Origin of the sequence: Campylobacter concisus, assembly GCF_902460595.1 — a bacterium.
GTDB lineage: Bacteria > Campylobacterota > Campylobacteria > Campylobacterales > Campylobacteraceae > Campylobacter_A > Campylobacter_A concisus_BL.
The window spans coordinates 321,236-331,365 of record NZ_CABPVA010000004.1 but is presented as its reverse complement, the minus strand read 5'-3'; the positions used below and the strand labels follow the sequence as shown (position 1 = coordinate 331,365).

The window sequence follows — 10,130 nt, the reverse complement described above, 5'->3', positions numbered from 1 at the left end:
CTTCCAAATTCAGTGGCAAGTGATAACGAGACCTGAATTTGGTAAGTTGCTAAGGCGAGTGAGTAAAGTTTTAAAATTTGCAAAGACAGCTTAATTAAATTTCTAAATTTGCTTTATCAAAAAGGGGAGACAAGGGGACTTGAATTACGGTCTGCTTGCAGTTGCGAGCTAGCGAAGCAAAGCCGTCCCCTTATCCCCCTTTACATCCCATAAACCCCTCGCACGTTAGAGGTGGCATGTCTCAGTACTTCACACTGCATGCAGTTTATTCTAAAAAACCTACCTTAAATTTTAAAATTTCATAAACGAGTAATTTCGGCTCTAAAATTTTTAGCTAAGCAATAAGTGAAGTCAAATTTTAGTAGTCAACTCTTGTGAGTGAGTGAAAGTTTAAAATTTGCCTGACCTCTTTTATCGTACTTACCTATATGCTTTACAAGCTTATGTAAATTTCTATCATTGCGCTAAATTTAAACAAATTTTAATAGATAAATGCCGATAATTAGGGCTTTAAATCACCTTAAAGGATAGACATGAAAAAGATCTTTGCTCTTTTACTGACAGCTTTTGTTGCTCTTTGTGCAAACGAGCTAAAATTTGGTACAGCGGCAAACTACCCGCCATTTGAATACATCGATGAAAATAACAAAATAACAGGCTTTGACATCGATCTGATAGATGAAATTTCAAAGCGTGCTGGCTTTTCATACAAGATCATAAATATGAGCTTTGATGGTCTCATCCCAGCGCTTAAAGCTGGCAAGATAAATGGCATCATAAGTGCGATGAGCGCGACTCCCGATAGACTAAAGTCGATTGACTTTACAAAGCCATACTATCTAACTGAAAACATCTACCTAAAGAAAAAAGGCAACGACGCTTTAAAAGCTAAAGAGGAGCTAGCTGGCAAAAAAGTAGGCGTGCAACAAGGCACCATCCAAGAGCTAGCTGCAAATGCGATAAATGGCGCAAAAGTAGTGCCTTCAGAAGATACTGTGCCACTTATAATGGGGCTAAAAGTTGGCAAATTTGACGCAGTCATCCTTGATAGCTCGATCGGCTATGGCTTTATTAAGAAAAACCCTGAAGTAGAGGCATTTTTCAAAGAGGTTGATGGTAGCGAGGGCTTTTCAATCGCTTTTGATAAAAATAAGCAGAGCGAACTTATCGCTAAGATAAATCAAATTTTAGATGAGATGAAAAAAGACGGCAGCTACGACGCACTGCTTAAAAAATACGAACTAAAATAACACCTCTCAACTAGCCTGCAAATTTAGCAGGCTAGCTTTATCTTGCATTTTAAAATTTATACTAAAATCCGCTTTTACATAGAAATTTAAAGGACGGATTATGAGAAAAATTCTGCTACTTTTGTGCTTAGCACTTAGCCTCTTTGCCTTGCAAAATGACAAAGATATGCTAAGTGGCGAGCTAAAAAACGGGCTTAAATACTATATAAAAGAGAATAAACTCCCGCAAAAAACGGCCATATTTTACCTAGTCGTAAACTCAGGCTCGACTGATGAGAAAGACGGTGAGCAGGGGCTTGCGCACTTTTTGGAGCACATGGCGTTTAATGGCAGCCGTGACTTTAGCAAAAATGAGCTTATCAAGCAGCTTGAGAGCCTCGGGGTTAAATTTGGCGCTGATCTAAACGCGCAAACAAGCTACGATCAGACGAGCTACACGCTAAGCATAAATGTAAATGAGAAAAATTTAAAGGACGTTTTTAAGGTTTTTTCAAACTGGATCGATGGCGTAAAGATCGACGCAGGCGAGCTTGATAAGGAGCGTGGCGTCATAATGGAAGAGGAGCGCCAGCGAAACACGCCAGCATATAGGCTCTATCTTGCCCAGAGTAAGGACATCTTTGCAGGCAGCATCTATCAAAAAAGAGTGCCAATAGGCGACATGAACGTGATAAAAAGCGTGGATGCTAAGCACATGCAAGAGTTTTACGAGAGGCTTTATCAGCCAAGATTTATGAGCTTTGTGGCAGTTGGCGACTTTGATAAAAACGAGATAAAAGCTCTGATAGAAAAAAACTTTAGCGCAGCAAAAAATAGCAACTCTTACGCTCATCCAGATAAAAGCATCGCTTTTAAAGATGGGCTAAACGTCTTTAACTACGACGCAAACGAGACGGCAGCTCAGTTTGTAAGACTTAGCTTTTTTGATAAATTTAAGCCAGTCTTGGATGAGGCTGATGTGAAGAGAAATTTAAAAGATGCGCTAATAGCTAGCCTTATAAATATGCTTTATGAGCAAAAAAATGCAAATAATTCATCAAATTTAAGTGTTGATTTTATGGCGCAAACGCTTCAAGCAAAGCAAAAAATTTATAGCTTTGAGGCAAATGTGATCGGAGATGATTTTAACGCTAGCCTTAAAGATATGTTAAGCGTTTTAAAAGGTATTGAGAAATTTGGCTTTAATAAAGGCGACTTTAGCGATGTGAAACAGGCGTTTGTGGCAAACGTGGATGCTAAATTTAAACGCTCAAAAACTAAAAAATCAAGCGTTTATGCAAGTGAAATTTTAAATATGATCGAAAATGGCGGCTTTGTGCTAAGCGATGAAGATAGCAAAAACCTTAGCCTAAAGCTCTTAAACGAGATCACGCTAGAGGATGTTAATGCTAGATTTAAGCAAATTTTAGCCATACCTGATGAGCGCGTGAGGGTCTTTAGCAAAGATGGCTTTAAACTTAGCAAAGATGCCTTTTTGAAGCTAAAAGATGAGGCTAGCCCTTACGATACAAATTTAGTTAGCCAGAGCCTAAATAAGAGCCTTGGCAATGAAAATTTAGAGCCAAAAGATATAGTCTCTAGCGAATTTGACCAAAAGCATGGCATCTATACTTATAAGCTGCCAAATGGCTCGCAAGTCATCTTTAAGCCACTAGCCACCAAAAAAGATAGCATCTTGTTTGCGGCCATTAGCAAGGGTGGCACTTCAGATCTAGCTGATCCTAAGCTTGGTGGCTTTGCAGTTGCGCTCACAAATGAAAGTGGCGTTGGTAAATTTAACAACTACGAGCTTTCAAAGGTGCTAAACGACAAGATAGTAAGCTACGAAAAGAGCATAGAGGCGCTTACGCAGGGCATTTACGGCTCTTCAAGCAGTGGCGATCTTAGCTCTCTGCTAGCTGTTATAAATTTAGAGTTTAGCTCTCCAAGAGCCGATGCAAACGTGCTTGAGAGGATAAAACAAAGAGCAAAAGATGAGCTAGCTAAAGAGCAAAATTTACCTGAATATAAATTTAGTACCGAATTTAGCAAGTTTTTTTATGAAAACAATAAGCGTGTAGCGCCCATCGAGATGGCGCAGATCGATGCGCTAAAGCTAAATGAGCTAAAAGCTATCATCAAAGATAAATTTACAAACGCAGCCTCATACACCTTCGTAATCATCGGCGACACCGACGAGCAGAGGCTTTTGCCACTTGTTAAAAAGTATATCGCCACGCTGCCTAAGCTTGGCGAGGCTGAAAATTTTAAAGATGACGGCGTGCGAAGCATCAAGGGAGAGCACACCTTTAAAAGGGAGTATCAAAGCACAAAAAGAAGCGATGTGAGCGTGGATATCGTAAATTTAGATACAAAATACAGCTTCAAAGAGGTGGTCAAGCTAAGAGCGCTAAGCTCGGTCCTAAAAACGGCGCTTCGTGAAAAGATCAGAGAGGACAAGGGGCAAACATACGGCTTTAGCCTAAACGCTAAGCTCGCTCGCTATCCGTATGAGCACTCAAAGGCGGTGATCGGCTTTACTTGCGACCCTGCAAACACGGACAAGATCATCGCCGAGATAAAAGAGATAATAGCTAGCATCAAGCGTGATGGCGCACTCTTGCCAAAGCATTTGGAGGATTTTAAGGCGCAGAGTGAGATTTCTATAAAAAAAGATTATGAAAAGCCTGAGTTTTGGCAAAATCTCATCATCTCAAATAAAATTTTTAACACACCACTTTACACGGCTGATGAGTATATAGATGCGGTCAAAGCGCTCACAAATGACGATATCAAAGAGGCTGCTAGGCTATATCTTGATGAGAAAAATATGGTGATAAGTATAAATAATCCGAAGTAGGAATTTTTTGGGGCTGGGCTAAGCTGGCTCTTTAAAATTTAAGATTAAGCAGAAATTTTAGAAGTCAAGATGGCTCTTTAAATTTAAGTCTGAGTAGAAAAATTTGGAGTTAAGCTAGCTTTTTAAAATTTAAGATTAAGCAGAAATTTGAGTAGCTAAGTCAGCCTCCAGAAATCTAAGCCTAGGCAGAAATTTGAGAAGTGAAACTAGCCTCAAGAAATTTAAACCTGAGTAGAAATTTAGAGAACTAAGCCAGCCTCAAAATTTAAACCTAAAGCTAAGCCAGTATATCCTTTGGCTTTAGCTTGTTTAGCTTTTGCACTAGATCATCAAAGCTTGCGCCATTTTCGACCTCGCGCCTGATAAATTCCTCAAAAAACTCGCGTTTTATATCCTTGTCCGTGTAGGTCACGCTCTTTTTGGTAACTTGCATAGGCTTAAATTTCTCTTCTTCTATATCCTCATCGCCATCTTCTCTAACTGGCGTAAGGGCGATATTTTGCAGCACATCAGCGATATTTTCACCCTTTTCATAGCTTGTTTTTAGAAATTTCAAAAACTCATCTTTGCTGTTTTTATCAGCGTAGCTTACACGCTGTGGCATCGCTTGACCTAGGATTTCTATGCGCTTCTTAGCCGATGTTTGCTCGTAGTGCAAGGCACCGTCTTTAAAAGAAATTTTCACATTTGCATGCTCGCCAAGTATCTTTTCGGCGGTAAATTCCAGCCATTTGTCTTTAAAATCGTCGATACTTAGATCAGAGTCTAGCAAATTTCTAGCCTCACGACTTAGATGAAGTACGCCAATGTCGTGATTGATTAGAGCGCCAAGAGCTTTGGTGGCATTAGCGGATATGTGATAGGTTTTGTTAAACTCATCTACACTAAATCCGTTTTTCTCGCTAGTAAGGACGGAATTTAACCTCCAAAGCTTCGTGCTATCAACGAAATTTTTAAGGCTAGCAACCTCGTCTTTACCCATAGAGCTATCAAGCCCGTTTATCTTGCCCCAGATAGAAATTTTATAATTTGACGAGTAGCCAGAGAGCGATAGATGCTTGATGTCTAGGGCATTGGGAGAAATTTTTACTTTGCCTAAATTTGCGATAGTCGTTGGCTGCTTATTAAAAGCGTCTTGATAGTTAAAGCTTTGATTAAGTCCATTTAGTGCGTTTATCATGTCAAATCCTTTAACACTATATCGGCAAATAAATTTAAATTTTAAGTTGGATTATTTTTTATTGCGGTATTTTTCAAAAATGGCGATCATCTGGTGCGAGTCTTGCGCGACTTTGAGCTTGTTTGGGTTTTTGCTAAGCAGCTCTTCTCTTAAAGCGTCGATGAACTCCTTGTCTTTTTTGCAGGCTTCAAGGCTCACACGTCCTCTAAGTATAGCCATAAAAATAACATCGGCAGTCGCGTTTATCATCTCAAGCATCTTTTCTTCGCTCATTTTTTTAAAATTTGCCCCTTTTTAAGCAAATATTATTCCTTCACGCTTACAAAATTTATTATTTTTACCTCTTGGCTCTCTTTGCAAGCCTCCAGAGCAGCTGCGTTTTTCACCATGTGAGCGCTCTTCATGTGCTCTTTTTGGCTCTCTAAATTTTCCCAGCTCTCCATAAAGCAGTATTCGCTTTTGGTGCCTGCAACCACGCCGCACTCGTAGCTTATGCAGCCTTTGTCTTTTCTTGAAGCTGGCACGATCTCTTTTAAAATTTCTTCAAATTTCGCCTCGCATCCAGCTTTTAACTTTACATTTACATAAAATCCTACCATTTGTCTATCCTTTAATATTTTTTGGCTAAAATAACGCAATTTAGACGCAAGTTTGCGTATCACATTACAAGGCCTTTTCATGACAAGATGATACAAAATACTAAATTTATAACTCATAAAACCAACCAAAAATAATAAATTTAACCAAAATCGGAGAAAAAATGAAAAGACGAGACTTTTTGAGACTTGGTGCCTTAAGCGCAGCAAGCCTTCAAGCAAAGGAGCTTGACGGAGCAGCTCAGGCGCTTTTTGACAAGCAAAGCGGGCTAAGTGCAAACAAATTTGGTCCATTTTATGTAAAAACTATCGCAGGGCGCGTTGTAGAGACTGAGCCATTTGAGGGCGATGCGTGCCCAAATGAGCTAAACAACGCACTTCTTGATCATATCCAAAATGAAAGCCGTGTAAAATTTCCATTTGTTAGAAAGAGCTTTTTGGCTGACCCAAACAACCCAAAGCCAGAGCTTCGTGGCAAAGAGGAGTTTGTGCGCGTTAGCTGGGATGAGGCGATAAAACTAAGTGCGAAAATTTTAAAAGAAAACTTTGATAAATACGGCGCTGAAGCGATATACGGACAGGTTTATCAGTGGGGTAGCCTTGGTAAAGTCGGCCACAGCCAAAAGACCGCAAAGAGGCTACTTAACGTGCTTGGCGGCTATGTAAATGAGCTTGGTGGCTACTCATACGGCGCAGCGACTGTCATTTTGCCTCACGTCACTGGCTCGATCGATCCAACACTCGCGCCAACAAAGTGGGAGGCTATCTTAAAAAATGCCAAAACGATCGTATTTTGGGGCACAAACCCAGTCGTTTCAAACAAGATCGCCATTGGCGTGCCGCTTCACAACTCATATAAATACTACGATGAGATCAGAAAAAAAGGCGAGAGCGGCGAGATGAAAATTTATAGCGTCGACGTTTATCACAACGAAAGCGCAAGATATTTTGGCGCAAAGTACCTTGAAGTCGTGCCTTGCACCGATACGGCGATGATAATAGGTATGTGCAACTACCTTTTTGAAAAGGGGCTTTACAGCAAAGAATTTATAGAAAAATACACCGTTGGCTTTGATAAATTTAAAGAGTATATGCTTGGCACAAAAGACGGGGTCAATAAAAACCTAGCTTGGGCAAGTAAAATTTGTGGCGTTAGCGAGCAAGATCTTGCTAAATTTAGCGAGGATCTAGCTAAAAACGACTCAGTCATAGTTAGTGGCTACGCCATCCAAAGGCAAGATCACGGCGAGATGGCGTACTGGGCGCTTGTGACGCTAAATGCGATGCTTGGGCACATCGGCAAAGAGGGTTGTGGCTTTGTCACAAATGACGGCATGCATAAAAACGCTGATGAAAGTTTCATAGCGCCTAAACTAGCGGCTTTTGAGACGAAGGTGCCACAAAAATTTATTGATAGTGGCCTTGTGCCAAAGACTAAGGGCTATGAGCTGCCAAACTCAAGGCTCATAGACGCACTTTTAAGCCCTGGCAAAGAGATAACTAGAAATGGCAAGAGCTACAAGCTACCAAAGATCAGAGTGATGTTTAACGCCAATGGCTCGACATTTACAAGGCACCCAGAGACAAATAGAGCGATAAAAGCGATGCAAAAAGTTAGTGCGATCATCACTTGCGAGCCATTTTGGACGAGCACGGCTAAATTTAGCGACATCGTCCTGCCAGCTGCGCTTGAGTGCGAGCGAACGGACATCGAGATGGCAAACTCAACAAACGAATATCTCTTTGCTATTAAGCCGCTTGTCGCGCCATTTGGCGAGAGCAAGAGCGACTTCGAGATCGCAAGGCTCATCGCAAAAGAGTGGGGAAGGGAAGAGGCATTTAGCGAGGGCAAAAGTGAGCTAGAGTGGGTCAAAGAAATTTACGAAGATGCCGTTAAAAAGGCTGCTGGGCTTGGATATGAGAGCATTCCAAGCTTTGATGAGTTTTGGCAGAAGGGATATTTTAGATTTGATAAGGTAGATGAGAAAAAACGCTACTTTACAAATTATAAGAAATTCCGCGACGACCCAGTGGCAAATCCGCTAAAAACGCCATCTGGCAAGATAGAAATTTACTCTGAAACGGTCGCTGGCTTTGGCTACGACGACTGCCCACCGCATGCGACGTGGCTTGAGCCCTTTGAATGGCTGGGTGCAAAAAATAAAAGATACCCTATCGCCATCAGCGGCGCGCACTCTAAATTTAGACTTCACTCGCAGCTAAACAACTCCGTGCTTCGCCATTTTAACGAGATCGCAGAGCGCGAGCCAGTGCTCATAAACCCAAAAACAGCCGAGGCTAGAGGGATAAAAATGGGTGACGTGGTGAAAATTTACAACGACAGGGGCGAAATTTTGTGCGGTGCCTTTGTGACCGAGGACGTGCCACAAAACGTCGTCATCGTGAGCGAAGGCGCTTGGTACGACCCAGATGTGCCAGGCGAGAAGAGCCTTTGTTTGCACGGAAATTTAAACGTGCTCACAAAAGACGTGCCATCAAGCAAGATGAGCCAGAGCAACACCGCCCATACGAGCCTTGTCGAGGTCGAGAAATTTAAGGGTACGCCAAAACGTGTCAGGGCGTTTGACGCACCAAAGATCGGCGCAAGAAAGGCCTAAAAGTAACACTTTGAAATTTTAAAGTGCTAAAAGCTATCCTTTTTTAAATAATTAGAGTTAAAATCTAAGAAAAAAGAAAGGATAGCTCATGAAAATAGCCGAAATAGACACTCCAGCGCTGCTCATAGACAAAGAGATAGTGCTAAAAAACTTAGACAAAATGCAAAAATATGCTGATAAATTTAATGTAAGCTTAAGACCACATACCAAAACGCACAAGATGCCGTATTTTGCAAAGCTGCAAGTAGAGTGCGGTGCAAAGGGCATCACAGTGGCAAAGGTGGGCGAGGCTGAAGTGATGGCAAAAGAGGGTCTAAGAGACATTTTCATCGCAAATGAGATCGTCACAAGGCAGAAATTTGCTCGCATCATAGCCCTTGTAAGATCTGGCGTAAAAGTGAGCTTTGGCGTCGATAACGTGGGCGTTTTAAGGCTCATTGATGAGGTATTTGGCGAGGCTGGCGAGATAGCTAGGCTGCTTGTCGAGATAGAAGTTGGCGAAAACCGCTCGGGCGTCATAGAAGAGGGCGATTTTAGAGCTTTGATGGGTGCTTTTAAAGAGTGCAAAAATGTGGAATTTTGCGGTGTTTTCTCGCATGATGGACACTCGTACAAGGCAAAAGATAAGCGCGAGTGCGAGCAAATTTTTAAAGTAGCGACCGAGAGAACGCTAAAATTTGCTGATATCGCGCGTGAGTTTGGATATGAGAAAATTACTGTTAGCATTGGCTCGACGCCCTCACTGATAAACGACTTTGAGATACCAAAAGGCGTTACGGAGCTGCGACCTGGCACATATATATTTATGGATGCGTCGCAGGCAAATGCTTATGGCAGCTTTGATATGAACGCTGCTAGCGTGCTTAGCGTCGTGATCTCAAGGCCGACTGCGACCCGCACGATCCTTGATGCTGGGGCAAAGGCGCTAACTAAAGAGAGGCGCAGCGAGGGCTTTTGCACGACGCCTGGCATGGGGCTCATCGCAGAGCATAAGGTGTGGATAGATAGCCTATTTGACGAGCATGCGATCATTTTAAACGAGAAATTTGCAAAAAGCGTGCGCGTGGGCGATCTTGTTCGCATCTATCCAAACCACATCTGCCCGGTGGTAAATTTGTATGACTACACCTATCTCGTAAGTGGCGATGAGGTCTGCGAAAAGGTGCCAGTTTTGGCAAGAGGTAAGATAGAGTAGGGATTTGCTTTGGGTTTTATGTAAAAATTTAAATTTTAAAATCTCATTCACTCGCAAGAATTGACTAAAAATTTGGCTTCGCCTATATCTTAGCTCAAATTTTAGAGCCGAAATTACTTGTTCATAAAATTTTAAAATTTCTCTGATACTCGCTTAATATTCAAACGCATGCAGTGCTTTAGCACCATTGCATGCCACCTCTAACGTCGTCGGGGTTAGGGGATTGTTAAGGGGGAAGGGAGCTCTTTTGCTTCGACTTCATCTCGCAACTGCAAGCAGACCGTAATTCAAGCCTCTTCCCCCTTAACAAAGAAACAAACATTAAATTTATAAAAATCTATTTTGCAAATTTTAAAATTTCATTCACTCGCAAGAGTTAGCTGCTAAAATTTGGCTTCGCTTGCAGCTTAGCTCAAATTTTAGAGCCGAAATTACTCGCTCATGAAATTTTA

7 protein-coding genes are annotated in these 10,130 nt (G+C 41.6%); 4 read left to right on the top strand and 3 right to left on the bottom strand.

Annotated features, from left to right (window positions below):
- The first annotated feature begins 533 nt into the window (after positions 1-533).
- Together F3G86_RS08655 and F3G86_RS08650 are read left to right on the top strand one after the other, a co-directional pair.
- Positions 534-1,250, top strand: a complete 717-nt coding sequence (locus F3G86_RS08655) for a basic amino acid ABC transporter substrate-binding protein (RefSeq protein WP_012140154.1) — start codon at positions 534-536, stop codon at positions 1,248-1,250.
- 100 nt (positions 1,251-1,350) lie between these two features.
- Positions 1,351-4,089 (top strand): M16 family metallopeptidase, encoded by a 2,739-nt coding sequence (locus F3G86_RS08650; RefSeq protein WP_149723617.1) that lies wholly within the window; start codon positions 1,351-1,353, stop codon positions 4,087-4,089.
- Between the two features lie 277 nt (positions 4,090-4,366).
- On the opposite strand, the gene F3G86_RS08645 is transcribed toward F3G86_RS08650, so the two are convergent.
- From F3G86_RS08645 to F3G86_RS08635, 3 genes are read right to left on the bottom strand one after another with little or no spacing between them, the layout of a single operon-like run.
- The gene (locus tag F3G86_RS08645; RefSeq protein ID WP_149723616.1) at positions 4,367-5,269 is read right to left on the bottom strand and encodes a Cj0814-related protein; all 903 of its coding nucleotides are present in this window, start codon (positions 5,267-5,269) and stop codon (positions 4,367-4,369) included.
- Positions 5,270-5,320: 51 nt separating this feature from the next.
- The gene (locus tag F3G86_RS08640; RefSeq protein ID WP_087581498.1) at positions 5,321-5,542 is read right to left on the bottom strand and encodes a nicotinate phosphoribosyltransferase; all 222 of its coding nucleotides are present in this window, start codon (positions 5,540-5,542) and stop codon (positions 5,321-5,323) included.
- A gap of 32 nt (positions 5,543-5,574) precedes the next feature.
- Complete coding sequence (locus F3G86_RS08635) at positions 5,575-5,868, bottom strand: putative quinol monooxygenase (protein ID WP_012140151.1); 294 nt, start codon at positions 5,866-5,868, stop codon at positions 5,575-5,577.
- Between the two features lie 161 nt (positions 5,869-6,029).
- Between F3G86_RS08635 and F3G86_RS08630 the strand changes: the two genes are divergently transcribed.
- Together F3G86_RS08630 and F3G86_RS08625 are read left to right on the top strand one after the other, a co-directional pair.
- Positions 6,030-8,483: a molybdopterin-dependent oxidoreductase gene (locus F3G86_RS08630; RefSeq protein WP_149723615.1), complete on the top strand. Its 2,454-nt coding sequence runs from the start codon at positions 6,030-6,032 to the stop codon at positions 8,481-8,483.
- 88 nt (positions 8,484-8,571) lie between these two features.
- On the top strand, positions 8,572-9,678 hold the full coding sequence (locus F3G86_RS08625; RefSeq protein ID WP_149723614.1) for a D-TA family PLP-dependent enzyme: 1,107 nt from the start codon (positions 8,572-8,574) through the stop codon (positions 9,676-9,678).
- Positions 9,679-10,130: the final 452 nt, after the last annotated feature.